22 protein-coding genes are annotated in these 26,155 nt (G+C 65.7%); 7 read left to right on the forward strand and 15 right to left on the reverse strand.

Annotation, left to right across the window (positions count from 1 at the left end):
• Window positions 1–149: 149 nt before the first annotated feature.
• From murB to ACYCAX_RS14010, 8 genes are all read right to left on the reverse strand, one after another.
• Window positions 150–1,169: a UDP-N-acetylmuramate dehydrogenase gene (murB, locus tag ACYCAX_RS13975; RefSeq protein WP_460248252.1), complete on the reverse strand. Its 1,020-nt coding sequence runs from the start codon at window positions 1,167–1,169 to the stop codon at window positions 150–152.
• Window positions 1,166–1,630 carry a low molecular weight protein-tyrosine-phosphatase gene (locus ACYCAX_RS13980; RefSeq protein WP_294975363.1) on the reverse strand — a complete coding sequence of 155 codons (465 nt, stop codon included), beginning with the start codon at window positions 1,628–1,630 and terminating at the stop codon, window positions 1,166–1,168. Before ACYCAX_RS13980 ends, murB begins: the two co-directional genes overlap by 4 nt.
• Entirely contained in the window at window positions 1,630–2,394 is a 765-nt protein-coding gene (gene kdsB, locus ACYCAX_RS13985) for a 3-deoxy-manno-octulosonate cytidylyltransferase (RefSeq protein ID WP_015477943.1), read from the reverse strand. Before kdsB ends, ACYCAX_RS13980 begins: the two co-directional genes overlap by 1 nt.
• Window positions 2,395–2,399: 5 nt before the next feature.
• Complete coding sequence (locus ACYCAX_RS13990; RefSeq protein ID WP_009621404.1) at window positions 2,400–2,585, reverse strand: Trm112 family protein; 186 nt, start codon at window positions 2,583–2,585, stop codon at window positions 2,400–2,402.
• 57 nt (window positions 2,586–2,642) lie between these two features.
• Window positions 2,643–3,641, reverse strand: a complete 999-nt coding sequence (lpxK, locus tag ACYCAX_RS13995) for a tetraacyldisaccharide 4'-kinase (RefSeq protein ID WP_460248253.1) — start codon at window positions 3,639–3,641, stop codon at window positions 2,643–2,645.
• Window positions 3,641–4,087, reverse strand: coding sequence for an ExbD/TolR family protein (locus ACYCAX_RS14000; RefSeq protein ID WP_294975373.1), 447 nt, complete (start codon window positions 4,085–4,087; stop codon window positions 3,641–3,643). The genes lpxK and ACYCAX_RS14000 overlap by 1 nt, the downstream gene beginning before the upstream one ends.
• Window positions 4,084–4,719 (reverse strand): MotA/TolQ/ExbB proton channel family protein, encoded by a 636-nt coding sequence (locus ACYCAX_RS14005; protein WP_015477946.1) that lies wholly within the window; start codon window positions 4,717–4,719, stop codon window positions 4,084–4,086. The genes ACYCAX_RS14000 and ACYCAX_RS14005 overlap by 4 nt, the downstream gene beginning before the upstream one ends.
• 71 nt (window positions 4,720–4,790) lie before the next feature.
• Window positions 4,791–7,001: a DNA internalization-related competence protein ComEC/Rec2 gene (locus ACYCAX_RS14010; RefSeq protein ID WP_294975397.1), complete on the reverse strand. Its 2,211-nt coding sequence runs from the start codon at window positions 6,999–7,001 to the stop codon at window positions 4,791–4,793.
• A 164-nt stretch (window positions 7,002–7,165) separates the two neighbouring features.
• On the opposite strand from ACYCAX_RS14010, the gene ACYCAX_RS14015 reads away from it, so the two are divergent.
• Complete coding sequence (locus ACYCAX_RS14015; RefSeq protein ID WP_015477948.1) at window positions 7,166–7,696, forward strand: DUF2062 domain-containing protein; 531 nt, start codon at window positions 7,166–7,168, stop codon at window positions 7,694–7,696.
• 144 nt (window positions 7,697–7,840) lie between these two features.
• On the opposite strand, the gene ACYCAX_RS14020 is transcribed toward ACYCAX_RS14015, so the two are convergent.
• Genes ACYCAX_RS14020 through ACYCAX_RS14030 form a run of 3 tightly spaced genes read right to left on the reverse strand, consistent with a single transcriptional unit; the run spans window position 7,841 to window position 11,044 of the window.
• Window positions 7,841–9,088: a lipoprotein-releasing ABC transporter permease subunit gene (locus tag ACYCAX_RS14020; protein WP_460248254.1), complete on the reverse strand. Its 1,248-nt coding sequence runs from the start codon at window positions 9,086–9,088 to the stop codon at window positions 7,841–7,843.
• Between the two features lie 11 nt (window positions 9,089–9,099).
• On the reverse strand, window positions 9,100–9,798 hold the full coding sequence (lolD, locus tag ACYCAX_RS14025) for a lipoprotein-releasing ABC transporter ATP-binding protein LolD (RefSeq protein ID WP_017519266.1): 699 nt from the start codon (window positions 9,796–9,798) through the stop codon (window positions 9,100–9,102).
• Window positions 9,791–11,044 carry a lipoprotein-releasing ABC transporter permease subunit gene (locus ACYCAX_RS14030; RefSeq protein ID WP_015477951.1) on the reverse strand — a complete coding sequence of 418 codons (1,254 nt, stop codon included), beginning with the start codon at window positions 11,042–11,044 and terminating at the stop codon, window positions 9,791–9,793. The genes lolD and ACYCAX_RS14030 overlap by 8 nt, the downstream gene beginning before the upstream one ends.
• A gap of 124 nt (window positions 11,045–11,168) precedes the next feature.
• Between ACYCAX_RS14030 and ACYCAX_RS14035 the strand changes: the two genes are divergently transcribed.
• Genes ACYCAX_RS14035 through ACYCAX_RS14045 form a run of 3 tightly spaced genes read left to right on the forward strand, consistent with a single transcriptional unit; the run spans window position 11,169 to window position 12,801 of the window.
• Window positions 11,169–11,744, forward strand: coding sequence for a PilZ domain-containing protein (locus ACYCAX_RS14035; protein ID WP_041712080.1), 576 nt, complete (start codon window positions 11,169–11,171; stop codon window positions 11,742–11,744).
• A gap of 14 nt (window positions 11,745–11,758) precedes the next feature.
• Window positions 11,759–12,082 carry a phosphodiesterase gene (locus ACYCAX_RS14040; protein ID WP_294975387.1) on the forward strand — a complete coding sequence of 108 codons (324 nt, stop codon included), beginning with the start codon at window positions 11,759–11,761 and terminating at the stop codon, window positions 12,080–12,082.
• Window positions 12,079–12,801, forward strand: a complete 723-nt coding sequence (locus ACYCAX_RS14045) for a glycerophosphodiester phosphodiesterase (RefSeq protein WP_015477954.1) — start codon at window positions 12,079–12,081, stop codon at window positions 12,799–12,801. The genes ACYCAX_RS14040 and ACYCAX_RS14045 overlap by 4 nt, the downstream gene beginning before the upstream one ends.
• A 42-nt stretch (window positions 12,802–12,843) precedes the next feature.
• Here the strand turns inward: ACYCAX_RS14045 and sthA are convergent, their stop codons facing one another.
• The 4 genes from sthA to ACYCAX_RS14065 all read right to left on the reverse strand — a co-directional run bounded on the left by sthA (window position 12,844) and on the right by ACYCAX_RS14065 (window position 18,559).
• On the reverse strand, window positions 12,844–14,238 hold the full coding sequence (gene sthA, locus ACYCAX_RS14050; RefSeq protein ID WP_015477955.1) for a Si-specific NAD(P)(+) transhydrogenase: 1,395 nt from the start codon (window positions 14,236–14,238) through the stop codon (window positions 12,844–12,846).
• Between the two features lie 201 nt (window positions 14,239–14,439).
• Window positions 14,440–15,477 (reverse strand): FAD:protein FMN transferase, encoded by a 1,038-nt coding sequence (locus tag ACYCAX_RS14055; RefSeq protein WP_460248307.1) that lies wholly within the window; start codon window positions 15,475–15,477, stop codon window positions 14,440–14,442.
• Window positions 15,478–15,591: 114 nt separating this feature from the next.
• A complete protein-coding gene (locus tag ACYCAX_RS14060) occupies window positions 15,592–16,989 on the reverse strand; it encodes an amino acid permease (protein WP_460248255.1) in 1,398 nt (465 codons plus the stop codon).
• Between the two features lie 106 nt (window positions 16,990–17,095).
• On the reverse strand, window positions 17,096–18,559 hold the full coding sequence (locus ACYCAX_RS14065; RefSeq protein WP_460248256.1) for a glyceraldehyde-3-phosphate dehydrogenase: 1,464 nt from the start codon (window positions 18,557–18,559) through the stop codon (window positions 17,096–17,098).
• 140 nt (window positions 18,560–18,699) lie between these two features.
• Between ACYCAX_RS14065 and mfd the strand changes: the two genes are divergently transcribed.
• Genes mfd through ACYCAX_RS14080 form a run of 3 tightly spaced genes read left to right on the forward strand, consistent with a single transcriptional unit; the run spans window position 18,700 to window position 26,142 of the window.
• Complete coding sequence (gene mfd / locus ACYCAX_RS14070; RefSeq protein ID WP_460248257.1) at window positions 18,700–22,164, forward strand: transcription-repair coupling factor; 3,465 nt, start codon at window positions 18,700–18,702, stop codon at window positions 22,162–22,164.
• Window positions 22,165–22,176: 12 nt separating this feature from the next.
• Window positions 22,177–22,836, forward strand: a complete 660-nt coding sequence (locus ACYCAX_RS14075) for a CsiV family protein (RefSeq protein WP_460248258.1) — start codon at window positions 22,177–22,179, stop codon at window positions 22,834–22,836.
• 24 nt (window positions 22,837–22,860) lie between these two features.
• A complete protein-coding gene (locus tag ACYCAX_RS14080; RefSeq protein WP_294980270.1) occupies window positions 22,861–26,142 on the forward strand; it encodes a DEAD/DEAH box helicase in 3,282 nt (1,093 codons plus the stop codon).
• The last annotated feature ends 13 nt before the right edge of the window (window positions 26,143–26,155 follow it).

Genomic DNA, 26,155 nt, shown 5'->3' on the forward strand with positions numbered 1-26,155 from the left:
GTAGGAGCGAGCTTGCTCGCGAACAACCGCAGGCAATTCGCGAGCAAGCTCGCTCCTACATAAGCGCTAACCCATCCCGGCTCATCCCAGGAAGCAGACACAAAAAAGGGGATGCCAAGGCATCCCCTTTTCTCGCGTCCGGAGCGACCTCAGTAGAGATTCGGCTCCATCTCCAACTCAACGCCAAAACGCTGCTGGATGTCGTCACGAATTCGCCCCGCCAGCGCATACAGCTGCGCACCGGTCGCTCCGCCGTAGTTGACCAGCACCAGCGCCTGCTGCGCATGCACGCCCGCAGCGCCATCACGGAAGCCTTTCCAGCCCGCCTTGTCGATCAACCAGCCGGCCGCCAGCTTCACCAGGCCGTCCCCCTGCGGGTAGGCCACCAGATCGCTGAAGCGCACACTCAGCTCATCCGCCTGCCCGGCAGACACCACGGGATTCTTGAAGAAACTGCCAGCGTTGCCGAGCACCGCCGGGTCGGGCAGCTTTTCGCGGCGGATGGCGCAGATCACTCGGGAAACATCTGCCGGTGTCGGCGCAGTCACGCCCTCCTCCACCAAGCGCTGGCGCACCGGACCATAGTCCAGATGCAGTTGCGCCGCACGAGTCAAGGCGAAGCGCACCCGCAGGATCAACCAGCGACCCGGTTCGCGCTTGAAGCGGCTGTCGCGGTAGGCGAAGGCACAGTCCTCCAAACCGAACTCGCGCAACTCGCCGCTTTCACGGTCCAGCGCAGTCAGGCCGGCGAACACGTCCTTGATCTCGACACCATAGGCGCCGATGTTCTGCATGGGCGCGGCACCCACGGTGCCAGGAATCAGGCTGAGGTTTTCCAGCCCGCCCAGCCCCTGCGCCAGTGTCCAGCGCACGAAGTCATCCCAGACCTCACCGGCTTCCGCCTCAACCATCATGCGCTCGCCGTCGTCACTGAGGACGCGGATGCCACGGGACGCCATGCGCAGGACCAACGCCTCGACGTCACGGGTCAGCAGCAGGTTGCTGCCACCGCCGATCACCATCAGCGGCAGGCTCTTCTCGGTAGCGGCGGCGATGCCGGCACGCACCTCGACGTCGTCATGGGCCTGGGCGAACCAGCGCGCCGCGACTTCGACGCCGAAGGTGTTGTAGGGCTTGAGGGAAACGCGTTCTTGCAGTTGCAGCGTCACAGGCGCCTCTTCACTTCCATCAGCAGGCCGTCACAGGCCCGCTCCACCAGGTCCAGCACCTGCTCGAAACCGTCATCGCCGCCGTAGTACGGGTCGGGAACTTCGTCGATTTCCAGATCGAAGCGACGCAGGAACAGATCCAACTCGGCCTTGCCACCGCCGGCGCGCAGGTGTTTCAGGTCATGCAGGTTGGCGTGATCCATAGCGAGGATCAGGTCATAGCGGGAAAAGTCCGCCACGCTCACCTGCCGTGCCCGCAAGGCCGACAGATCGTAACCACGGCGCAACGCGGCGGCGCGGGTGCGCGCATCCGGCGCCTTGCCGACGTGCCAGTCGCCGGTACCGGCGGAGTCGATCTCGATGCCCTCCTCAAGGCCCGCTTCGCGGACCTTGTGGCGGAAGATGCCCTCGGCGGTGGGCGAGCGGCAAATGTTGCCCAGGCAAACGAACAGAACCTTCATCAAGCCCCCAGGATGCGCCGCACGCGTTCCAGGTCTTCCGAGGTATCGACGCCGGCCTGCGGCGCTTCCAGGGCATCGGCCACGTGGATACGCACGCCGTGCCAGAGCGCACGCAGTTGCTCCAGGCACTCGGTGTCCTCCAGCCAGCACGGGCCCCAGGCCACGAAGTCGCGCAGGAAACGCGCACGATAGGCGTAGATACCGATATGGCGGCGGTACGGCACGTTGGCCGGCAGGCTTTCACGGTCCACCGCGAAGGCGTCGCGCGCCCAGGGCAGCGTAGCGCGGCTGAAGGTCAGGGCCAGGCCGTCCTTGTCGCTGACCACCTTGACGATGTTCGGGTTGAACAGCGCTGCCGGGTCATGGATCGCCTCGCACAGGGTGGCGATGCCCGCCTCCGGGTGGGCCGCGAGGTTGGCGGCCACCTGATCGATGATCGACGGCGGCACCAGCGGTTCGTCGCCCTGCACGTTGACCACGATGGCGTCGTCGGCCAGGCCCAGCGCGTCGGCCACCTCCGCCAGGCGGTCGGTGCCGGAGTTGTGGTCGGCGCGGGTCAGCACCACCTGGGCGCCAAAGCCCTGGCAAGCATCGTAAATGCGCCGATCGTCCGTGGCGACCACCACCTGGGCAGCCGAACTCTTGCCGGCCTGCGCCCAGACATGCTGGATCATCGGCTTGCCGGCGATGTCCTGCAGCGGCTTGCCGGGCAGGCGGGTGGAGGCATAACGGGCGGGAATGACGACGGTGTAGGCCTGGCTCATGGGAGTTACTTGTCCAGACGCTCGTCGACGTTCAGGGTACGCGCTTCGCCTTCGAGCATCACCGGGATGCCGTCGCGTACCGGGTAGGCCAGGCCGTCGGCCTTGCAGATCAGCTCGGACTTGTCGTCGGTGAGCTTGAGCGGGCCCTTGCACAGCGGACAGGCGAGGATATCGAGGAGTTTCGGGTCCATGATGCGTTCCTTGAACGTGAACGGATTGAATTCGGACGCCGCAGGGGCGACGCCGGATCAGCGGGCGAGCAGGCGCTCGAGCTGGGCGTCGAACCAGGCGACGAAGGCCGGCGAGGGCTGCGCTTCGACGGCGAGGTACCACCAGTCGGGCGCGGCGAAGGACCGGCATTTCACCGCATCCTTCTCGGTCATGACCAACGGCAGCTCCGGCGTGAAGCGCAGTTGCTCGGCGGTATAGGCCGCATGGTCGGGGAAGGGATGCGGAATCGGCCGCCAGTTTAGCGCCTCGAGCGTCTTGAAGAAACGCTGCGGGTTGCCGATTCCAGCCAGGGCATGGAGCGCCTGACCGGCGGGGAAATGCTCGACGCCACGGCGTTCGCCGCTGGCCAGGCTGACCAGGGCGGAAGGTCGCAGGACGAAGGAGAAGGCGCCCGGCGGGTCGGAAAGTGCGCCGTTGTGCAGGACGGCGTCGACTTCGGCCAGGCGCTCGGCGGGTTCGCGCAGCGGCCCGGCGGGCAGGCAGCGGCCGTTGCCCAGACCACGGGCGGCGTCGATCAGTACCAGTTCCAGGTCGCGCGCCAGGCGGTAGTGTTGCAGGCCGTCGTCGCAGAGGATCAGGTCCAGCGGCTCCTCGGCCAGCAGCGCGCGCACGGCGCTGGAGCGGTCCGGGTCGATCATCAGCGGCACGCCGCTGCGGCGCACGATCATCAGCGGCTCGTCGCCCGCCTCCGCCGCCGACTGCTCGGCGCGCACGCGCCAGGGTGTCTGCGGGGGCTTGGCGCCATACCCACGGCTGACCACGCCGACCTTCAGGCCACGGGCGCGGCAGTACTCGATCAGCCAGAGGATCATCGGCGTCTTGCCGGTGCCGCCCACGGTGATGTTGCCGACCACGATGATCGGCACCGGAGCGCGGTAGGCCGGCTTGGCGCCGGAAAGGAAATCTGCGCGACGGCGACGGGCGACACGCCGGTAGAGCAGTTCGAGCGGCTTGAGCAGGACAAGGGCCGGATGGCCCTTGTACCAGGCGTCGAGCAGGCGGTCGGAGAACGCCATCAGGGCTTCTTGTCCGAATGGGCCTCGATGGTGGTGATGCGCAGGTGGGTGAAGCCCAGCTTGCCTGCGGCATCCATCGCGGTAACCACGGACTGGTAATCGACCTTGCCATCGGCGGTGATCACCACCGGCAGGCTGTTGTCGCCAGCGGACTCGCGCTGCATGGCGTTCATCAGGTTCTCCAGGTCGTCGCGGGCTAGACTCTGGCCGTTCAGGGCGTAGTGGCCCTCGACGCTGATGGAGATTTCCAGCGGCTTGATCTCGGTGGCTTCCGGCGGCGTGCCGCTGACCGCCTCGGGCAGTTCGACCTTGAGCTGCGCCGGCTTGGTGAACGAGGTGCTGACCACGAAGAACAGCAGCAGCACGAAGATCACGTCGATCAGCGACGCCAGGTTGATGAAGACGTCCTCGCGGGCCGCTCCGCCCGCTCTGCGGCGGAACTTCACGCTTTGCCTTCCTCGGCGAAATCGACTTCGCGATCGCCCTGGGTGACTTCCACCAGCTTGATGGCTTCCTGTTCCATCGCGATCACCAGCTCATCGACACGGCGCAGCAGGTAGCGGTGGAAGAACACCGCCGGGATCGCCACGATCAGGCCGGACGCGGTGGTGATCAGGGCCTTGGAAATACCGCCGGCGAGCATCGGCGCGTTGGCCATGCCGTCGCCCATGAAGGCGCTGAAGATCTGGATCATGCCGAACACGGTGCCCAGCAGGCCGAGCAGCGGCGCCATCGCGGCGATGGTGCCCAGGGCATTGAGGTAGCGCTCCAGCTCATGGATGACGCGGGAAGCGGCCTCCTCGATGCACTCCTTCATGATCTCGCGACCGTGCTTGGAGTTGGCCAGGCCAGCGGCAAGGATCTCACCCAGCGGGGACGACGCGCGCAGGTCCTTCAGGGCCTGGCTGTTCATCTTCTTGCCCTTGATCTGCTTCCACACCTGGCCGAGCAACTGTGGCGGGGCCACGCGACTCTTGCGCAGGGTCCAGAGACGTTCTGCGACGATCGCCATCGCGGCGATGGAGCTCAGCAAGATCGGCAGCATCATCCAGCCGCCAGCTTTGACCAGTTCCCACACAGTGGTGAATCCCCTGAAAAAAAGTGGCGCCACTCTAGCATAGGGGCCCGTGCCAGCCGACCGCCCCGGTCTCATTTTTCTTGCCAGAAATGTGCGCCTTCCCGCACTCCCCGGACCTCCCCGTGGGCGCCGAGCATCAGCGTCAGCGCACCCTCCTGTGCCGTATCGTGAATCCGGATGCCCTGTGCCCGGAAGCGCTCGACGACCAACGGATGGGGGTGGCCATAGGGATTATTGGCGCCGCGGGAAATGATCGCGGCAGTGGGCGTCACGCTGCGCACGAAGACCGGTCCGGAAGCGCTGCGGCTGCCGTGGTGCCCCGCCAGCAACCAGTCGATGTGGATATCCGGGTGTTCGGCCAGCCAGGCCAGTTCGCCGGCCTGCGGCAGGTCGCCGGTCAGCAGCAGGCGCTCGCCATTGGCTTCGAGCGCCAGGACGCAGGAGCGGTCGTTGCTTTCCCGTGCACCCTCCCATGCCCAGGCCGCGAAGTGGACGCCGTCGACCTCCCAGCTCGCCTTCCGACAGGGCTGTGCCCGCAACTCGCGGGGCAGCCGATCCGCCTCGCCGCTGACCACCTGCACGGGATGCAGCGACGCCTTCACCGCCAGGGCGCCACCTGCATGGTCGTTGTCCGCGTGACTGAGCATCAATCGGTCCAGACGGTTGATCCCCAGACTCCGCAGCGTCGGTACGACGACCCGCTCGCCGATATCGAAATCGCCATTGCGCGCGCCGGTGTCGTAGAGCCAAGCCTGACTGCGCGTGCGGATCAACACCGAAAGGCCCTGCCCCACATCCAGCACCCGGACCTCGGCCATCCCCGGCGGCGGCAGCACGATCGACGGCCAGAACACCGGCAGGAACATCGCCAGTCCGAACGCTCGCACCGGTACGCCAGCCGGCGCCAGCAGCAACAACGCACCTAGCATGGCCAGCAGCAGCGCCCAGGCCGGCGCGTTGACGGGCTGCCAGGCAGGCGCCAGGGCCGCCATCCAGCCCAGCAGGCGGAACAGCAACTCGAGCAGCCCGCCGGAGATCCAGAGCAACCCTTCGCCCAGCCAGGGAATGCCCAGCGCCAGGCTGCCCAGCAAGGCCAGCGGCACCACCGCCATTTCCACCCAGGGCACCGCAAGCAGGTTGGCGACCACCCCGGAAATGCTCAGCGGCAGGCCAAGCGCCACGGACGCGGGCAGCAAGCCGATCGCCATCAGCCACTGCGCACGCAGCCAGGTGCGCCAGGCCGTCCAGCGCCCCAGTCGGCCGGAAAAACCGAAGATCAACAACGCCACCGCCGCATAGGACAGCCAGAAGCCGGGCAACAGTATGACCAACGGTTCCGCCAGCAGTACCGCCAGCAAGGCGCCGAGCAGCGGTGTCCACAGACCGCTACGGCGATGGCGAAGGCGCCACAGGAGGACAATCGAAACCATGATGCAGGCACGCTGCAGCGGTACCTCGAATCCCGCCATCAGGCTGTACGCCCAGGTGCCGAGCGCGGCCAGCAGACAGGCGCAGGGCAGCCAGGGCACGCGCGAGGGCCAGACGCCGAAGCGTGCAAGCCCGGCGACCACGGCGTAGAGCAGCCCGGCCAGCAGGGAGATGTGCGAACCGGAAATCACCATCAGGTGCAGGGTTCCGGTGTCCTGCAGCACCTGCCAGTCCGCCGTGGTCAGTCCCGAGGCATCGCCCAGCACCAGCGCCGCCAGCGCACCGGAGCGCCCCTGGGCATCGACCGCCAGCAAACGTTGCCGCCAGGCTTCTCGCCAGGCCGGCGGGCCGCTGCTCGCCTCCAGGCGCTGCCCATCCTTCACGCTGCCGATGGCGCCGATCCGTTGCGCGGTAAGCCAGGCCTCGTAGTCGAAGCCTGCGCCGTTGGCCATGCCGTGGGGGCGCTTGAGCTTCACCGCCAGGCGCCAGCGTTCACCACCCTGTACCGCGGGCCCGCCGAACCAGGACAGGCGCAAGGTGCCAGGCAGACGCGCCCGAGGACTGGATACATCGGAAAGAACGAAACGTACCGAAGGCCCGGTAAGGTCAGGCAGCCCCTCCACCCTGCCCTCCAGCCACAGCGTGCGACCGTCGAGCGCCTTGTCCAGCCGGTCATCCAACGCCCACTGGGCCGACTGGCAGGCCCAGGCAAAACCCAGCAGGAACAGGCCGATGAAATAGCCGCGAGTGAACAGCAAGGGCAACGTCAGCGCCACCAGCGACAGCAGCACCCAACCGGCTGGTAGCGTCGATAGCCAGCGCAGCGCCAGCAGGCCGGCGGCCAGCGCGAACATCCCTGAACGAGGCAACGGACTCCTCCCTGGAGTCGCCGGGCAACCGTCGGTCCGATCGGACGGCGATCGGGGCACAGCGGTTACACACGGACATACTTGGCAACGAATGACTGTCACCTAGCTAGGCATAATGTGGCGTCGTCCGTCTGCCAGAGATTTCCCTCATGCCGCGCCGAATTTTCAAGCGCTACATGCCGGATCCGGAAAGCATCAGGAGCCACAAGGGCCTGCGCTTTCTCGGGCCGCTGATCCAGTCCCCCAACCTCTGGCACCTGAATCGCCGCTCCGTATCCCGCGCAATGGGCATGGGGCTGTTCGCCGCCTTCATTCCGATCCCGCTGCAGATGCTGCTGGCCGCCTCGCTGGCGGTGTGGGTGCGGGCCAATCTGCCGATTTCGGTCGGGCTGGTCTGGCTGACCAACCCGATCACCATGCCGCCGGTGTTCTATTGCACCTACAAGATGGGTGCCTGGGTCATGGGCATCCCAGCGCGCGTCCTGCCCGACCACCTGACCTGGGAGTGGATCAGCGGCGAGCTGACGATGCTCTGGCAGCCCTTCCTGCTGGGTTCGGTGATCTGCGGGATTCTGGTGGGCATCCTCGGCTACCTGGCCACCGAGGGCTACTGGCGCTGGTGGATCGGCCGCAGTTGGCGGCGGCGCCGGGCGCTGCGCAATGTGCAGCGCGAGCTCTAGCTTTTTGTAGGAGCGAGCTTGCTCGCGAATCGCCCGAGGCACAGAGCTGCCGGCGAACTTGTTCGCGAGCAAGCTCGCTCCTACAGGGTGTTCCCTGAAACGAGAAAGCCGCCCCGAGGGGCGGCTTTTTCATGGTCCGATGGATCACTCGTAGCGCAGCGACTCCGCCGGCTGGGTCGAAGCCGCGCGCCAGGCCGGGTACAGCGTGGCAAGGAAGCTCATGGACAGCGCCGCGGCACAGATCAGCACGATATCGCTGATCTGCGGGTCGGACGGCAGGTAGTTGATGAAATAGATATCCGAGTTGAACACGTGGGTGCCGGCGACGCGCTCCAGGGTCGAGACGATCGCGGTGACGTTATACGCCGCCAGCACGCCAAGCACGCAGCCGATGACGGTGCCGATCAGGCCGATCACCGTGCCCTGCACCATGAAGATGGCCATGATCTGCTTCGGCGTGGCGCCCAGGGTGCGCAGGATGGCGATGTCCGCGCGCTTGTCGGCCACCACCATGATCAGGGTGGCGATGATGTTGAAGGCGGCAACCGCGACAATCAGCAACAGCAGCAGGCCGATCATGGTCTTTTCCATCTTCATCGCGCTGAACAGGCTGCCCTGGGTGTGGGTCCAGTCCACCGAGCGGTAGCCGTCGCCCAGTTGCCTGGCGATGGCCGCGCCGACTTCCGGCGCCTGGAACAGGTCCTTCAGCGCGATGCGCACGCTCTGTACCTGGCCGGGCTGCCAGCGCATCAGGCTCGCCGCGTCGTCCACGTGGATCAGTGCCAACGAGCTATCCAGCTCGGCGCCGACCTTGAAGATACCGACCACGTTCAGGCGCTGCATGCGCGGGGTGATGCCACCGGGCGCGGAACTGGGCTCGGGGACGATCAGCAACAGGCTGTCACCGACGTTGACGTGGAAGCGCCGCGCGGTGATCTCGCCGATGACCACACCGAACTCGCCGACCTTGAGGTCGGCGAGGCGGCCCTGGACCATGTGCTGGCCGATGATCGACACCTGGGTTTCCAGCGCCGGATCGACGCCGTCCACCTCGATGGGCTGCATCATGCCTTTATAGGAGAGCATGCCGTCGACCTCGGTATAGGGCACCGCGCCGACGATCTTCGGGTTCCGCTTCGCTACCTCGGCCACGCGTTGCCAGTCGTCCAGCGGACCGCTGGTCTTCTGCAGCACCGCGTGCGGGACCATGCCGAGGATGCGCGAGCGCATTTCCTTCTGGAAGCCGTTCATCACCGAGAGCACCACGATCATGGCCAGCACGCCCAGGGCGAGGCCGATCATCGAGGTCAGGGAGATGAACGAGATGTAGTGGTTGCGTCGCTTGGCACGGGTGTAGCGGGTGCCGATGAAGACGGACAGGGGTCTGAACATTCCGTTATCCCTCAGGCGGCGACCAGCCGGCCCTCCTCCAGGCGCAGCACACGATCCATCTGCTGGGCGAGGTGGGTGTCGTGGGTCACCACCAGGAAGGCGGTGCGCAGGGATTGCGACAGTTCCAGCATCAGTTCCTGGATACCGTGGGCGGTGTGCTGGTCGAGGTTGCCGGTGGGCTCGTCGAGCAGCACCAGTTTCGGCGTGTTCACCAGGGCGCGGGCGATGGCCACGCGCTGGCGCTCACCACCGGACAGCTCCGACGGCTTGTGGCTCAGGCGATGGCCCAGGCCCACACGCTCCAGCAGCGCGGTGGCGCGCTGGCGCGCTTCCGGGATCGGCGTCTTGCCGATCAGCAGCGGCATGCAGACGTTCTCCAGCGCGGTGAATTCCGGCAGCAGGTGGTGGAACTGGTAGACGAAGCCCAGCGCGCGGTTGCGCAGCAGGCCGCGCTGCTTCTCGTTCAGCGCCGACAGCTGTTCGCCAGCGAGCCAGACGCTGCCGGTGCTGGGCGTATCGAGGCCGCCGAGCATGTTCAGCAGGGTGCTCTTGCCCGAGCCGGAGCTGCCGACGATGGCCACGCGCTCGCCGGGCAGCAGTTCCAGCTGCACTCCGGAGAGCACCTCGACCGACTGCGGGCCTTCCTCGTAGCGCTTGCCAAGGTCACGGCAGCTCAGGACGGCCTGGTCGTTGGGGGTCGGCTTACTCATAACGCAGGGCCTCCGCGGGCTGGGTGCGGGCCGCACGCCAGGCCGGATACAGGGTGGCGAAGAAACTCAGGATCAGCGCGGCGCTGCACACCAGGATCACGTCCTCGCTCATCAGTTGCGAGGGCAGGTAATCGATGAAGTAGACATCCGCGTTGAGGAACTTGTGGCCCAGCAGGCGCTCCAGCAGGGCGATGGCGGAGCTGACGTTGAGCGCCGCGAGGATGCCCAGCACGCCGCCGATGAAGGTGCCGATCACGCCGATCACCGTGCCCTGGACCATGAAGGTCGCCATGATCTGCCCCGGCGTGGCGCCCAGGGTGCGCAGGATGGCGATGTCGGCCTTCTTGTCGGTGACGACCATGACCAGGGTGGAAATGATGTTGAACGCGGCGACCGCGACGATCAGCAGCAGCAACAGGCCGATCATGGATTTCTCCATGCGGATCGCCTGGTACAGGTTGCCGTGGCTGCGGGTCCAGTCGCGGGCGAAGTAGTCGTTGCCCTTCAGGGTGCGGGCGATTTCCCAGGCGGTACGCGGCGCCTGGAACAGGTCGTCGAGCTTCAGGCGCAAGCCTTCGACCTGGCCTTGCTTGAGGCGGCGCAGGCGCGCGGCATCGTCGATGTGGACCATGCCGACGTAGCCGTCCAGCTCGCCGGCGCCGACATGGAAGGTGCCGACCACGGTGAAGCGCTTCATGCGCGGGAACATGCCGGCCGGGGTGACCGAGACTTCCGGGGCGATGAAGGTGACCTTGTCGCCCAGCTTCACGCCGAGGTTCTTCGCCGCCTTGTCGCCGATGATGATGCCGAACTCGCCGGGTTTGAGGCTCTTGAGCGAACCCTCCTGGAAGAACTGGTCGATGATCGAGACCTTGCTCTCCTCGTTCGGGTCAACGGCGTTGATCAGCACCTTCTGTACCGTGCCGCCGGCGCTGAGCAGGCCCTGCATCTGGATGAAGGGCGCGACTTCCAGCACGTTGGGGTGCTGGCTCTTGATCTGCCCGGCGATGCCGCGCCAGTCTTCGATGGGCTGGTAGGACTCGACGGTGGCGTGGGGCACCATGCCCAGTACGCGGGTGCGCATCTCGTGGTCGAAGCCGTTCATGACCGAGAGCACCACGATCATCACCACCACGCCCAGCGCGAGGCCGATCATGGAGGTGAGCGAAATGAAGGATACGAAGTGGCTGCGGCGTTTGGCGCGTGTGTAGCGCGTTCCGATGTAGACGGAAAGGGGTCTGAACATGTGGGGCCGATTAAGAAGATGAAGAGTGCGTCGGGCGTCAGTTCCTTCTGGCGTGCGACTTCCGTGTGGCGAGGCTCGGCAGGCGGCTTTACACTCAGACCATCACTGCCGCCGTGGGTTCGCCATGTCCACTCCAGACGCGGATGACCGCCGCGAATACTATCGTATTGAAGACACGCTCGCATTGGAATTTCGCCCGCTGCGCGAGGACGAAATCCAGTCGCAAGAAGTGCTTCAGGATGATTCCGCGCTGTTCAATCTGCTCAGCGACCTGCACCTGACCGACTTCGAGTCGCAGCACCTGTTGCGCCATATCCACGAGCGCGACCGCCCGCTGGCCAGCTATCTGAAAGTGATCAACAAACGCATCGACCTGATCGCCCAGGCCCTGACCCAGAGCCTGCTGCGCGAGATCGGCCCGCCCCGCCAGGTCACGCTGTCCGAGGGCGGCATCGACTTCCGTGATACGCAGCCTCTTCCGCTCGGCCAGGGGCTTGCGCTGAAGATCGTCCTGCTACCCCAGGGCCTCGGCCTGCTGCTGCGTGCCAAGGTCACCCATTGCCGGCAACAGAGCGAAGGCGACTACGAAATCGGCACCGAATTCGAGGGTCTCGGCGATGCCCCGCGCCAGTTGCTGGCCCGCCACATCCTCCAGCGCCAGGCATTGGAACGCCGGCAGGCCAAGGCCCGCGACGAATGAACCCAGGGAAATCCATGCGCTATCTGTTGCTCCTGTTGAGCCTTGTCACCCCGCTGCCACTGCTGGCGGATACCCTCTCGATACCCGTCGGCGCACAGGGCGACCCACACATCGTGCTGCCGGTCCGCGGCGAGAGCCAGAAGGCCGTGCTGGAGCGCTTCGGCCTGCCGGACGAGGAACATCCCGCGGTGGGCAAACCGCCGATCAATCGCTGGGATTACCGCGAGTTCAGCGTCTATTTCGAAAGCGGCCGCGTCGTCGACGCGGTGCGCCAGCACCACTCCCAATACCTCAAGGATCTCTCCCCCCAGAATCCGTCCCCCAAGGAGCCCCAGTGACTCTGATCTATGGCCATCGCGGCGCCAAAGGCGAAGCACCGGAAAACACCCTGACCAGCTTCCAGCGCTGCCTGGAACACAACGTGACACGCTGCGAGCTGGATCTTCACCTGTCCCGCGATGGCGAGCTGATGGTGATCCACGATCCGACGCTCAAGCGCACCACCGGCCGGCGCGGCAAGGTTTCCGAGCAACTGGCGGAAGACCTGATCACGATGGACGCCCGCGAGGGCGGTCCGGGGTGGGTGCGCCCCTGCCCCATTCCGCGCCTGGCGGAACTGTTCGAACGCTGCGATTTCGAGCACTGGCAACTGGAGGTCAAGAGTGGCTCGAAAGACCGAGCGGGGCGCACGGTACAGGCGATCCACCACCTGGTCGGACGCTACGGCCTGCGCGACCGCATCACGGTGACATCGAGTTCACGCACGGTGCTGCGCGCCCTGGAAGAGCTGGCGCCGGAGCTATCCCGCGGGCTGGTGGCCGAATACGCCTGGCTCGATCCATTGAAGGTCGCCGCGCACTACGGCTGCGATCTGCTGGCGCTGAACTGGATGCTGTGCACCCCGGAGCGCTTGCTGAAAGCGCAGAAGCAGGGGCTGCATGTGTCGGTGTGGACGGTCAACGAGCCAGCCCTGATGCGCCGGCTCGCCGATTTTGGCGTGGATAGCCTGATCACAGACTTTCCCGGTTTGGCCACTGCCACGATCGGGAATCGCTGAGCAGGTTCCCCCCGACCGGCTCAGGCCGCCGGTCGGGGTACTTCAAAAAATCCGGTTCAGGCCGTCGAACGCCGCTACGCGGTAGGCTTCGGCCATGGTCGGATAGTTGAAGGTGGTGTTGACGAAGTACTTCAGGGTGTTCAGTTCCCCCGGCTGGTTCATGATCGCCTGGCCGATGTGGACGATCTCCGAGGCCTGGTCGCCGAAGCAGTGCACGCCGAGGATCTCCAGGGTCTCGCGGTGGAACAGGATCTTCAGCATGCCCACCGGCTCATTGGAGATCTGCGCGCGGGCCATGCCCTTGAAGAAGGCCTTGCCCACCTCATAAGGAATCTTCGCCGCGGTCAGCTCGTGCTCGTTCTTGCCGATCGAGCTGATCTCCGGAATGGTGTAGATGCCGGTCGGCACGTCATTCACGAAGCGCCAGCCGTCGTGCTCGACGATGTTGCCGGCAGCCGAGCGGCCCTGGTCGTAGGCGGCGCTGGCCAGGCTCGGCCAGCCGATCACGTCGCCGGCGGCGTAGATGTTCGACACCGAGGTGCGGTAGTTCTCGTCCGTCTCGATCTGGCCACGGCTGTTGACCTTGATGCCGATGTTCTCCAGGCCCAGGCGGTCGGTGTTGCCGGTGCGGCCGTTACACCACAGCAAGGCGTCGGCCTTGATCTTCTTGCCCGACTTCAGGTGCAGGATCACCCCGTTGTCCAGGCCCTCCACGCGCTCGTATTCCTCGTTGTGACGGATCAGCACGTTGTTGTTGCGCAGGTGGTAGCTCAGCGCATCGGAGATTTCGTCGTCGAGGAAGCTCAGCAACTGGTCGCGGGTGTCGATCAGGTCCACCAGCACGCCCAGGCCACTGAAGATCGAGGCGTACTCGCAGCCGATCACGCCGGCTCCGTAGATGATCAGGCGGCGCGGGGTGTGGCTCAGCGAGAGGATGGTGTCGCTGTCGTAGACGCGCGGGTGGTTGAAGTTGATGTCCGACGGGCGATACGGGCGCGAGCCGGTGGCGATGACGAACTGGTCGGCCACCAGGCGCTCCACGGCGCCGCTGGGGGTCACGACTTCAACGGTGCGCTCGTCGACGAAGCTGGCGGTGCCGTTGAACATATCGATGCGGTTGCGCGCGTAGTAGCCGGTGCGCGAGGCGACCTGCTTGGAGATGACCTTCTCGGCGCTTTTCAGCACGTCGGGGAAGGAGAACCAGCGCGGTTCGCCGATCTGGCGGAACATGGGGTTGGTGTTGAACTCGATGATCTGCTTCACCGAGTGACGCAGCGCCTTGGACGGGATGGTGCCCAGGTGCGTGCAGTTGCCGCCGACCACGCGACGGCTGTCCACCACCGCCAGCTTGCGTCCGTACTTGGAGGCATTCATCGCCGCCCCCTCGCCCGCCGGACCCGTGCCGAGAATCACCACGTCGTAGTTGTAGACAGCCATGCGTACTCCTTCAGAACAGGCCGGGACGCTCGCTTGGCGCTCCCGGCGAAGCCCCGGCACCACATGCGCCGAGGCGGATCGAAATCATTGCGCAGCTTAGCCCTGCGGCAAAAGGCTGCACATTAGCGGTTGGTCGGCAGGTAGGCGAATTTTGCCGTCACTACATACCTTCCCGCCGAATCATCATGCCCGGCGAACCTTTCATTCAGGCGTCGGAAACAGCGCTTCGAAGCGTGTCGTCGCGCGGGTCACGAAGCCCTCGCCCTGGCGCACGATGAAGAACGCCGCCAGCCCATTGCGCTCGGCAAAGGTATAGCCCTCCTCCGGCCCCAGCACCATCAGCAGGGTCGACAGGCCATCGGCGCGCAGCGCCTGCGCATCGGCCACCGTGACCGCCGCCAGCGCATGCCGGACCGGCGTGCCGCTGCGTGGATCGAAGGTGTGCGAGTAACGCTGCCCACCTTCCTCGAAATAGTTGCGGTAGTCGCCGGAGGTGGACAGCCCGAAGCCATCCAGCGCCACCGAACACTCCACCTGCCGTTCGCGCTCGCCGCTGGGCACTTCCAGGGCGATGCGCCAGGGCGTGCCATCGGGCTTGTGGCCCACGGCCTTGAGCTCGCCGGTGATTTCCACCAGGTAATCCGTGAGCCCCAGCTCGGCCAGGCGCGCACTGACCTTGTCCACCGCGTAGCCGGCGACGATGCTGTCGAAGTCCAGCTGCGCATTGACGTCCTTGCACAACTGCTCGCCCTGCAGATGCAGATGCTGATGGCCGACGCGGGCACGCTCGCGCTCCAGATCGGCGGCCGCCGGCACTTGCTCGGTGCGCGACTGCGGGCCGAAGCCCCAGAGGTTCAACAGCGGCTCGACGGTGACGTCGAAGGCACCGCCGCTCTGCTGCGACAGCGCCTCGCCATAGCGCCAGAGCGTCAGCATGTCCGCCGGCAGCGCCATGCAGGTGCCGGCCGGCTGGGCATTGAAGCGCGAGATCAGCGAGTCGTCGCGGTAGGTGGAGAACTGCTCGTCGAGGCTCGCCAGGATCGCATCGACCTCGGCCTTGAGCTTCGCGGTATCCGGCGCCTTGCCCGTGGTCACGTACTGCACCGTGTAGCTGCTGCCCATGGTCGGGCCGCCAAAGCGTTCGACCGACTGCCCGCAACCCGCCAGGGCAGCAACCAGAACAGCCAGCACCACCAACAGCCAGACTCCACGCACCACTCGGCACCTCCTGCCGTCCATCATCCGCCCGGCGCCGGGCATTCTACCGCAAGCACCCCGGGCCACTGTTTCCGCTCCGGCAAAGGTGCATTACCAAAAGAAAACGGGAGCCGAAGCTCCCGTTTCTCAACCGGTTCAGGCGCTGGCCTTGACCGGGGACTTGCGCTTGAACAGGTAGCACACACCCATCAGCACGATCCACACCGGGATCGCGTACACCGACACGTCGATGCCCGGGATCTGCAGCATGATGCCAAGAATGAACACCACGAAAGCCAGGCACAGCCAGTTGCCGACCGGGTACCACAGCGCGCGGAAGAACGGCTGCACGCCCTTGGCCTGCATGGCCTTGCGGAACTTCATGTGGGCCAGGCTGATCATCGCCCAGTTGATCACCAGCGCGGCCACCACCAGGGACATCAGCAACTCCAGCGCCTGGTGCGGGATCACGTAGTTGACCACCACGCAGGCCAGGGTGATGAAGGCCGAGACACCGATGGCCAGCAGCGGTACGCCGCGATCATCGACCTTGGCGAAGGCGCGCGGGGCATCGCCCTGCTCGGCCAGGCCGAAGAGCATGCGGCTGTTGCAGTACACGCAGCTGTTGTAGACCGACAGCGCGGCGGTGAGTACTACGAAGTTCAGGATGTGCGCCGCGTACTCGCTACCCAGCAGCGAGAAGACCTTGACGAACGGGCTGCCGCTGTAGGGGTCGCCGGCGCTGTTGATGCTCTGCAGCAGCGCATCCCAGGGGTACAGCGAGAGCAGTACGGCCAGGGCGCCGATGTAGAAGATCAGGATCCGGTAGATGACCTGGTTGATCGCCTTGGGGATCACCTTCTTCGGCTCGGAGGCTTCAGCGGCGGTAATGCCCACCAACTCCAGGCCACCGAAGGAGAACATGATGATCGCCAGGACCATGATCAGTCCCTTCCAGCCATTGGGGAAGAAGCCGCCGTGCGCCCACAGGTTGCTCACCGAGGCTTGCGGACCGCCGGTACCGGTGGCCAGCAGCCAGACGCCAAGCAGAATCATGCCGATGATGGCAGCGACCTTGATGATCGCGAACCAGAACTCGGTCTCGCCGAAGGCCTTCACGTTGAACAGGTTGATGGCGTTGATCAGTACAAAGAACACCGCCGCCGTCGCCCAGGTCGGGAAGTCCGGCCACCAGAACTGGATGTACTTGCCGACCGCGGTCAGCTCCGACATGCCCACCAGGATATACAGTACCCAGTAGTTCCAGCCCGACATGAAGCCGGCGAAACCGCCCCAGTACTTGTGCGCGAAGTGACTGAAGGACCCGGCGACCGGTTCCTCGACGATCATCTCGCCGAGCTGGCGCATGATCAGGAAGGCGATGAAACCGCCGATGGCGTAGCCGAGGATCATCGACGGGCCAGCGGATTGCAGCACGCCGGCCGAGCCCAGGAACAGGCCGGTACCGATGGCGCCGCCGAGGGCGATCAGCTGGATGTGGCGGTTCTTCAGACCGCGCTTCAGCTCGCCTTCATGCAGATGTTGTCCATCCATTTGAAGTCTTTCCAGAATCAGGAATTGGCAGATTTTATCGTTGTAGGGTGGAGCCACTAACGAAAAACGGGAGCCCGAGAGCTCCCGTTTCCCTGTCCCGCCTGGATCAGCGCGGGAAAGCCGGCGGGTTGACCCCAGCCATGTCTTCCATCACGCGGACGACCTGGCAGCTGTAGCCGAACTCGTTGTCGTACCACACGTACAACACGACACGGTTGTCGTTGCAGATAGTGGCTTCGGCATCGACGACGCCCGCGTGGCGGGAGCCGACGAAGTCGGAGGAAACCACTTCCTGGGAGGAGACGAAGTCGATCTGCTTCTGCAGGTCGGAGTGCATGGCCATCTGGCGCAGGTACTCGTTGATCTCTTCGCGGGAGGTGGATTTCTCCAGATTCAGGTTGAGGATCGCCATCGAGACGTTCGGCGTCGGAACGCGGATCGCGTTGCCGGTCAGCTTGCCCTTCAGTACCGGCAGGGCCTTGGCGGCGGCGGTGGCGGCACCGGTCTCGGTGATCACCATGTTCAGCGGAGCGCTGCGGCCGCGACGGCTGCCCTTGTGGAAGTTATCGATCAGGTTCTGGTCGTTGGTGTACGAGTGAACGGTTTCGACGTGGCCGTTGACGATGCCGTACTGGTCGTTCACGGCCTTGAGCACCGGCACGATGGCGTTGGTGGTGCAGGAAGCGGCGGAAACGATCTTGTCGTCGGCGGTGATGTCACCGTGGTTGATGCCGTGGACGATGTTCTTCAGCGCACCCTTGCCCGGAGCGGTCAGGATCACACGGTCGATGCCCGGGCACTTCAGGTGCTGGCCCAGGCCGTCGGCGTCGCGCCACTTGCCAGTGTTGTCGACCAGCAGTGCATCCTTGATGCCGTACTGGGTGTAGTCGATCGACGCCGGGTCGTTGGAGTAGATCACCTGGATCAGGTTGCCGTTGGCAGTGATGGTGCTGCTTTCTTCATCGATGGTGATGGTGCCGTCGAACGGGCCATGCACGGAATCGCGACGCAGCAGGCTGGCGCGCTTGACCAGGTCGTTCTCGGCGCCCTTGCGGACAACGATGGCGCGCAGGCGCAGGCCGTCGCCGCCACCGGTCTTCTCGATGAGGATGCGCGCCAGCAGGCGGCCGATGCGGCCGAAGCCGTACAGGACGACGTCGGTGCCTTCGCGGGCGCCGCCGTTCTGCTTGCCGACCACGTCGGCCAGTTCGTCCTTGGTGAACTGCTCGATGCTGCGACCGTTACCTTCGGTCTTGAACTTGGCAACCATCTTGCCCAGGTCGACGGATGCGGCGCCCAGCTTGAGCTCGCTCATCGCCTTGAGGATCGGGAAGGTGTCGTGTACCGACAGGCCGCCTTCGGCCAGGCGGTGACGGGCGAAACGGTGCGCTTTGAGGATCGCGATCACCGAACGGTTGATCAGGCCACGGCCGTAGATCGAGGTCACCACGTTGTTGTTACGGTACAGCTGACCGATCAGCGGAATCATGGCTTCCGCGAGGGCTTCACGATCGATCCACTCACCGAGACACTGGTCGGGCTTCTGGGTCACGGGCAATACCTTCCACATGTAGGAGAAGAAAAAAGGGGCTACATTATGACGGCGCGAACAATCGCCGGCAATCCGCAGCGGTCGTATGACTGACATCCGTCAATCGGGATAGTTACAATCTGGCCGGTCAATTTCTCCGACCGGAGCCACGAACGCCCGTGTCCGTACTGCGCATTCCTTCGCTGCCGACTGCTGCCGGCAAGCAATCCTGGGGCAACCTGCCGGGCGCCGCCCTGAGCCTTGCCATTGCCGAAGCCTCGGCGTCCGCCAACCGTTTCACCCTGTTGCTGACCGCCGACAGCCAGAGCGCCGAGCGCCTGGAGCAGGAGCTGAGCTTCTTCGCGCCGGACCTGCCGGTGCTGCAGTTGCCGGACTGGGAAACCCTGCCCTACGACGTGTTCTCGCCGCACCAGGACATCATTTCCCAGCGCGTCGCCACCCTTTACCAGTTGCCCGGACTGCGCCGCGGCGTGCTGGTGGTGCCGATCACCACCGCCCTGCACCGCCTGGCGCCGGCCAAGTTCCTGCTCGGCAGCAGCCTGGTGCTGGACGTCGGCCAGAAACTCGACGTCGAACAGATGCGCAGCCGCTTCGAGGCCGCCGGCTACCGCTGCGTGGACACCGTCTACGAGCACGGCGAGTTCGCCGTGCGCGGTGCGCTGATCGACCTGTTCCCGATGGGCAGCGAGCTGCCCTACCGCATCGACCTGTTCGATGACGAGATCGAGACGCTGCGCACCTTCGACCCGGAAACCCAGCGCTCCATCGACAAGGTGGAGAGCATCCGCCTGCTGCCGGCGCGCGAGTTCCCGCTGCGCAAGGAAGCGGTGACCGGCTTCCGTGGCCGCTTCCGCGAGCGCTTCGACGTCGACTACCGCCGCTGCCCGATCTACCAGGATCTGGCCAGCGGCCTGACACCGGCCGGCATCGAGTACTACATCCCGCTGTTCTTCGAAGAGGGCGAGACGTCGACGCTGTTCGACTACCTGCCGCAGGACACTCAGGTGTTCTCCCTGCCGGGCATCGAGAGCGCCGCCGAGCAGTTCTGGACCGACGTGCGCAGCCGCTACGAAGACCGCCGCTACGACCCGGAACGCCCGCTGCTACCGCCCGCTGACGTCTTCCTGCCGGTGGAAGACTGCTTCGCCCGCCTGAAGAACTGGCCGCGCGTGGTGGTCAGCCCGGAACCGATCGAGACCGGCGTCGGCCGCGAGCGTTTCCCCGCCGAAGCGCTACCGGAACTGGCGATTGAAGCGAAAGCCACGGAACCGCTGGCACGCCTGCGCCAGTTCATCGAGCGGTTCGACGGGCGCATCCTGTTCACCGCCGAATCCGCCGGCCGCCGCGAAGTGCTGCTGGAACTGCTGGCGCGGCTGAAGCTGCGCCCGGTGGAAGTCGAGGGCTGGCCGGGCTTCCTGGCGCACCAGGACCGCCTGGCGATCACCATCGCGCCGATGGACGAAGGCCTGCTGCTGGACGCCGACAAGGGCCAGCCGGGCATCGCCCTGGTGGCCGAAAGCCCGCTATTCGGCCAGCGTGTCATGCAGCGCCGGCGCCGCGAGAAGACCCGCGACGGTGGCGAGAACGTCATCAAGAACCTCACCGAGCTGCGCGAAGGGGCGCCGGTGGTGCACATCGACCACGGCGTCGGCCGCTACATGGGCCTGATCACCCTGGAGATCGACGGCCAGAACGCCGAATTCCTCGCCCTGGAATACGCCGACGAGGCCAAGCTCTACGTGCCCGTGGCCAATCTGCACCTGATCGCTCGCTACACCGGCAGCGACGACGCCCTGGCGCCGCTGCACAAGCTGGGCTCGGAAACCTGGCAGAAGGCCAAGCGCAAGGCCGCCGAACAGGTCCGCGACGTCGCCGCCGAGCTACTGGACATCTACGCCCGTCGCGCCGCGCGCAAGGGCTACGCGTTCAAGGACCCGCAGGTCGACTACGCCACCTTCTCCGCCGGCTTCCCCTTCGAGGAAACCCCGGACCAGCAGACCGCCATCGAAGCCGTGGTGGCCGACATGCTCGCCGACAAGCCGATGGACCGCCTGGTCTGCGGCGACGTGGGCTTCGGCAAGACCGAAGTGGCCATGCGCGCGGCCTTCGTCGCGGTGCACAGCGGCAAGCAGGTCGCCGTGCTGGTGCCCACCACCCTCCTCGCCCAGCAGCACTACAACAGCTTCCGCGACCGCTTCGCCGACTGGCCGGTGAGCGTCGAGGTGATGAGTCGCTTCAAGTCCGCCAAGGAAGTCGAAGGCGCCGTGGCGCAACTGGCCGAAGGCAAGGTCGACATCGTCATAGGCACCCACAAGCTGCTGCAGGACGATGTGAAGTTCAAGAACCTCGGCCTGGTCATCATCGACGAAGAACACCGTTTCGGCGTACGCCAGAAGGAGCAGCTCAAGGCCCTGCGCAGCGAAGTGGACATCCTCACCCTCACCGCCACGCCGATCCCGCGCACGCTCAACATGGCGGTGGCCGGCATGCGCGACCTGTCGATCATCGCCACGCCGCCGGCGCGACGTCTCTCCGTGCGCACCTTCGTCATGGAAGAACAGAAGTCGGTGATCAAGGAAGCCCTGCTGCGCGAACTGCTGCGCGGCGGCCAGGTGTACTTCCTGCACAACGAGGTGAAGACCATCGAGAAGTGCGCCCGCGACCTGGCCGAGCTGGTCCCGGAAGCGCGCATCGGCATCGGCCACGGGCAGATGAACGAGCGCGACCTGGAGCGGGTGATGAGCGACTTCTACCACAAGCGCTTCAACGTGCTGGTGGCCTCGACCATCATCGAGACCGGCATCGACGTGCCCAGCGCCAACACCATCCTCATCGAGCGCGCCGACAAGTTCGGCCTGGCCCAGCTGCACCAGCTGCGCGGCCGCGTCGGCCGCAGCCACCACCAGGCCTATGCCTACCTGCTCACCCCGCCGCGCAAGCAGATGACCCCGGACGCCGAGAAGCGCCTGGAAGCCATCGCCAACGCCCAGGACCTCGGCGCCGGCTTCGTGCTGGCCACCCACGACCTGGAGATCCGCGGCGCCGGCGAACTGCTCGGCGACGGCCAGAGCGGGCAGATCCAGGCGGTGGGCTTCACCCTCTACATGGAGATGCTCGAACGCGCGGTGAAGGCCATCCGCAAGGGCGAGCAACCGAACCTGGAACAGCCGCTGGGTGGCGGCCCGGACATCAACCTGCGGGTGCCGGCGCTGATCCCCGAGGACTACCTGCCGGACGTCCACGGCCGCCTGATCCTCTACAAGCGCATCGCCAACGCTGCCGACGAGGACGGCCTGCGCGAGCTGCAGGTGGAAATGATCGACCGCTTCGGCCTGCTGCCGGAGCCGGCGAAGAACCTGATGCGCCTGACGCTTCTCAAACTGCAGGCGGAAAAACTCGGCATCTTGAAGGTAGATGCCGGGCCGCAGGGAGGCCGGGTAGAATTTGCCTCCGATACCTGCGTCGACCCGCTGGTGCTGATCAAGATGATCCAGGGCCAGCCCAATCGCTACAAATTCGAAGGGGCCACCCTCTTCAAGTTCCAGGTGCCGATGGAGCGCCCGGAAGAACGGTTCAACACGCTGGAAGCGCTACTCGAGCGCCTCACGCCACAGACTCACTAAGGAGCCTGTCCAATGCGCCTGTTCCAACCCTTGCTGCTGTCCCTGGCTCTGCTGTCGCCGGCCGCCTTCGCCGAGCCCTACCAGGTGGAGCTGATCCTCTTCCAGCAGTCCAGCGACGCCGTATTCGCCAGCCAGCCCGCCCCCGACGACTGGGCCAAGGGCGCGCAAGCGCCGGGTGCCGACAGCCAGCGCCCCACCGCGCTCGATGCCCAGGTCGCCAAGCTCAAGCAGAACGACGGCTTCCAGGTACTGATGCACAGGGCCTGGCGCCAGGAGATCGATGCCAGCCCGGTGACGATCGCCCTGAGCGAAGGCGAAAAGCATGACGGCCACTTCCCGGTGGAAGGTACCGTCACCCTCAGCCAGCAGCGCTTCGTGAACACCCAGACCGACTTCTGGATCAACCAGTTCGACGCCAACGGCCTGCTTGCCGCCAGCCAGCACATGGTCCAGGACGCCAGCCTGAAGAACAGCGTGCTGACCTACCTCGACCACCCGAGCCTGGGCATGCTGATCAAGGTCAGCCCGCTCAACGCCCGCCCCGCCACCCCGCCGCCACCCGGCCTGGAAGACGAGACACCCACCGGCCCGGAAGCACCGCAACAGCCAGCGCCGGCCGCTCCGGCCGATGGTGGCTTCGATGCTCCGCCGCCGGCGCAGCCCGCCCAGTAACAGGATCCCGACGAAGGCCTCGCCATGCCTCAGTTCGCCGAGCATTTGCAACGCATCCCCTGGCGTCGCCTGTTCCCGGCCATCACCCTGGTGCGTGGCGAGGCCTATGCGCGGGAAGGCCGGGCCAGTGTCCTGCGCCTCACCGAGCGCTCACTGGAAGGCCTGTGCCAAGGCTCGGGCAAAAACCGCTATCACCAGCGGATCAGCCTCTCCAGAAGCGGCGACACCCTCGACTGCCAGTGCGATTGTCCGGTCGGCCTCGACTGCAAGCATTGCGTGGCCGTGTTGCTGCATCTGCTGGACGGACAGGTCGCCAGCCCCGGCAGCGCGTCCAAGCCCACTGCGAAGTCCATCCCGACTCCCGTCAACAGCCTGTCGCCCACACTGCAGACCTGGCTGAGGCACGCGTCGGCTGCGCTCAAGACGCAGCCGGAAACCAGGAAGCCCTACAGCGGCCCGCTGCGTTACCGGCTGACCCGGAGTGGCCGGGTCTTCATCCACACCGCCGTTTACAGCGAAAGCGGCCAACCCCAGGGCTACCCACGCATCATCTCCATCGCTCGCGCCCTGGGCCGGGGCGTCACCGAACAGGATCAGCGCATTCTGCTTCGCGCACTTGGCGTGGCAGACGTCCAACCGCAGCACAACGAAGTGATGCTGCTGGGCCGCGACGGCGCCGAACTGCTGGAACTGATCCTGCGCAGCGGGCAACTGTTCCTGGAGCTGGAAGACCCGTCCAGCCAGCTGCAATTGGGGACGGAACTGCCTGCCCGGCTCGCCTGGCACACCCGTGACGATGGGCACTACATCGTCGGCTGGGAGACTGACACGAATCCCAGACCGCAATTGCTGACCCAACTGACACCACCGTGGTACGTCAACCGCCAGGACATGCGTGCCGGCCCCCTGCATCACGACCTCCCGGATGCACTGGCCAGCTATCTGTCGAGCGCTCCAGCGGTACCGCCGCAAGAGGCCAGGCTCTTCGCTCTGCAACTCAAGGCCCTGGCCCCGCAGGCGCCACTGCCGATGTCCAGCCAGGAGCGGCGACTGGAAGTCCAACCCGTGCCGCACCTGCTGTTGAGCACCTATCGAGACGAGGTTTACGGCGAAGAGGATGAGCACCAGGCCTGCCTGGTCTTCGGCTACGGCAAGGAATACGCCCACGGTCCGGTGCGCAGCGGCCAGCCGATCCACTATCTGGAGGATGGAGTGTTCGTCGTCATCGAACGGCAGCCCAAGGCCGAGCAGGCCCTGCGCAAAACACTGCAGAAACTGGGTCTGAAGAAGCTCGACAAGTACGCCACACCCTACGACCTGCTCAACCACTACGAATGCTACCGGCCGATCAACAAGGCACACTGGCCCCAGATCGCCCGCCAGTTGCCCACGCTTCGCGCCCAGGGCTGGGTGGTGGAGTTCGACGAAGACTTTCCCTTCGACTTCAGCGAAGTCGAAGACTGGTACGTTCATATCGAGGAAGAACCCGGTCAGGCCTGGTTCGACCTGGAACTGGGGATCGTGGTCGATGGCCAGCAGATCAGCCTGCTGCACCCGCTGCTGGAGCTGATCCGGAAAGCTCCGTCAGCGCTGCGCAAAGGCACGGATGACGCTGAACTACCCATTCGCCTCGACGCCCGACGCCAGACGGATGGCAAAGCGTTGACCGTAAGCCTGCCGCTGGCACGCATACGGGCCATGCTGCAACTGCTGGAAGGGCTGCTGCTCAGCAGCCTGCAACGCGACGCAGCCCGCCTGCGAATCCCAAGCACCGATGCCAGCCTGCTGAGCCAGCTCGACCAATACCCGCTGCGCTGGCAAGGCGGCGAGCAGTTGCTGCACCTCGCCCGGCGCCTGCGCGACTTCCAGCAACAGCCCTGTGTGGCACCGGACGGCCTGCAGGCGGAGTTGCGCCCCTACCAACTGCAAGGTCTCGCCTGGATGCAGGCGCTGCGCGACCTGGAGCTCGGCGGCATCCTAGGCGACGACATGGGGCTGGGCAAGACCCTGCAGGTGCTCGCCCATATCCTCACGGAAAAACGCGCCGGGCGCCTGGACCGACCCGTCCTGATCCTGATGCCCACCAGCCTGGTGGCCAACTGGCAGGACGAGATCGCGCGCTTCGCCCCGGAGCTGCGCGCGCTCACCCTGCACGGCAGCGAGCGCCAGCGGCACTTCGACGACCTTGCGCAGTACGACCTGCTGCTCAGCACCTATGCCCTGCTGCCCCGGGACATCGACGCGCTGTCCAGGCAAGCGCTGCACCTGGTGGTCTTCGACGAAGCGCAATATCTGAAGAATGCCAGCAGCAAATCAGCCCAGGCCGCGGCCCGTCTCGACGCCCGGCAGCGCCTGTGCCTGACCGGCACGCCGCTGGAAAACCACCTGGGCGAACTCTGGTCACTGTTCAACCTGGTGCTGCCGGGCTGGCTGGGCGATGCGCGCCATTTCGCACGCCTGTACCGCCAACCTATCGAAAAGGCCGGCGACAGCCAGCGCCTGGCGCACCTGAACGCGCGCATCAAGCCCTTCCTGCTGCGCCGCCGCAAGGACCAGGTCGCCACCGAACTGCCGCCCAAGAGCGAAATCACCCACAAGGTGGAACTCGACGAGCGCCAGCGCGACCTCTACGAAACCGTGCGTCTGGCGGTGGACCGCAAGGTCCGCGAAGAAATCCGCCGGAAGGGGCTGGCGAGCAGTCAGATCGTCGTGCTCGACGCGCTGCTCAAGCTGCGCCAGGTCTGCTGCGACCCGCGCCTGCTGCAGGCGGACTTGCCGGCAACCCACTCAGGCAAGCTGAGCGCCTTGCTGGAGATGCTCGACGAGTTGCTGGCCGAAGGACGGCGCGTCCTGCTCTTCTCGCAGTTCACCTCGATGCTCGAACTGATCCAGGCGCAGCTGCAGGCACGGAGCATTCCCTATGCGCTCCTCACCGGCGAAACCCGCGACCGCCGCCAGCCGGTGGAAGACTTCCAGCAGGGGCGCGTACCGCTGTTCCTCATCAGCCTGAAAGCTGGTGGCACCGGCCTGAACCTCACCGCCGCCGACACCGTGATCCACTACGACCCCTGGTGGAACCCGGCCGCCGAGAACCAGGCCACCGATCGCGCCTACCGCATCGGCCAGGACAAACCGGTGTTCGTCTACAAACTGATCGCCCGCGGCACCCTGGAAGAAAAGATCCAGCAGTTGCAGGCTCGCAAGACCGCCCTGGCCGCTGGCGTGCTGGAGGAAGGCAAGGACAGCGGCTTGCGTTTGCAGGAAAGCGATATCGACGCACTCTTCGCGCCCCTACCCAATCCGTAGGGGCGGACTTCGT

This window comes from Pseudomonas sp. MT3 (assembly GCF_054720805.1).